The sequence below is a fragment of the Sporosarcina sp. CAU 1771 genome (genome assembly GCF_054482775.1).
In genome coordinates this window covers 1-1,744 of record NZ_JBTLRN010000055.1, presented here as the reverse complement: position 1 = coordinate 1,744, position 1,744 = coordinate 1, and the positions used below count along the sequence as shown (strand labels likewise).

General features: G+C 32.2%; 2 protein-coding genes. Both read left to right on the top strand.

Annotated elements, in window-relative coordinates:
* The first annotated feature begins 198 nt into the window (after positions 1–198).
* Positions 199–552: a hypothetical protein gene (locus tag ACXYMX_RS16975; RefSeq protein WP_459045427.1), complete on the top strand. Its 354-nt coding sequence runs from the start codon at positions 199–201 to the stop codon at positions 550–552.
* Between the two features lie 82 nt (positions 553–634).
* Positions 635–1,537, top strand: a complete 903-nt coding sequence (locus tag ACXYMX_RS16970; protein ID WP_459045426.1) for an exonuclease domain-containing protein — start codon at positions 635–637, stop codon at positions 1,535–1,537.
* Positions 1,538–1,744: the final 207 nt, after the last annotated feature.

Sequence of the window (1,744 nt, the reverse complement as noted above, 5' to 3'; positions counted from 1 at the left end):
TTTACGGTTTTGTATGGTATTCTCGGTGTGTGCCATTATAAAACTTCCTCTCATTGTGAGTCTCGCAACTTCAATGATACACGAAATTTTATAATGGCATTTTTTTGTTTGAATTTAACTGGCTAACTTGATTGTACAACTAGCCTAAATGAACTAAACAGTGCAATTTTAAATTATGTCGGCAATAAGGTTTACACAATGGGTTTTTATAATGAGGATAGACTTGTATCCCATATCGAAAACGATAAAGATAATTGGAGTTCAAAAGGAATCTACGACAACAAAGATATTACATTTTCAACCATCAGAGATAGCACTTTATTCATCGTTAATGAAAATGGAAAAGAAATAGAACGCCATCAATACAACCCAGTTTTCAGAAAACCCGTTGAACACAAAAAGAAATCGGGAAAAATCATCATTACCATTAGAAAAAGTACCTTTACTAATGAATGGCAGATTCTAACTGAAAAAGATTTGTTCAGATTCGATACTAAGAATGAGTTAGAAATCTATCTACTTGAACATTTTAAAGATGAAATAGGGATCTAAATCAAAATTTATTTGAAGTCACGTTTACTTTTCTCTCGTTAATTGGTTTTTATTTAACAATATAATTACAGGAGTGATTAAAATGGATTTTATAACAATTGACTTTGAAACAGCTAACAGTTCACGAGATAGTGTCTGTGCTATTGGACTAGCTAAATACAAGAACGGTCTTTTAGTTGATACACTAGAAACTTTAATAGACCCTGAGGATTACTTTGATGGATACAATACTTATATTCATGGCATCACTAAAGATATGGTTATCGATGCACCAACCTTTCTCGAATTCTACCCGATACTCCAAGACTTTATTGAGAATGAAATGCTGATAGCACATTTTGCTGCGTTCGATATGAGTGTTTTACGACACGCATGTGAAAAATATAATCTTCCGTACCCGACCTTTACATATAGTTGTACATACCAACTCTCCAAGAAAATTATTCCTGGTGAAATTAACTACAAACTTAAAACCTTAGCTAATAAATACAACTTTGAATTTCAACACCACGATGCATTGGAAGATGCTAAGGCTTGTGGCTATGTATTATTAAGTTTATTTAAAGAAGCCGACACAAAAAGTTTTGAAACCCTACTAAAACTCGCCAACTTAAATATTGGAAAGCACTCCCCTAATAGCTATCGTTCAAGTAGTACTAAAAATGTCTATCGACCTGGTGCAGAAATTACTACAACAAAAACAAATTTCGATGAAGAACATCCCTTTTATAACCAATTACTTGTATTTACAGGGACGTTACAGTCGATGGTTAGAAATGAAGCTGCACAAAGAGTAGTAGATTTAGGGGCAAATTTCGGTAATAATGTTACAAAATCTACGACTTTTTTAATTATAGGAGATCAGGATTTACAAAAATTTGGGGAAGGCTTCAAAAGTTCTAAAATGAAGAAAGCTGAATCACTAAAAAATCAAGGAAAAGATATTGAGATTGTCGGGGAGCAGGAGTTTTTGAAGATGCTTTAACTATTCTAACAGGAACAATGCCATAAGTTTTCTAAAAAAACAATGTTGATATTTAATATATATGAATCAATTTCATAATTGACGATTTTAAAAATAAACAGAATAGCCCCTTGAAGATTTGTTGGTTTTTTAAAAATAAATAAACAATTTTATTAAGCAGTTTGTAACGATTCTTGCTCGATAGCGACCTTAATTCGATCCGTGGCT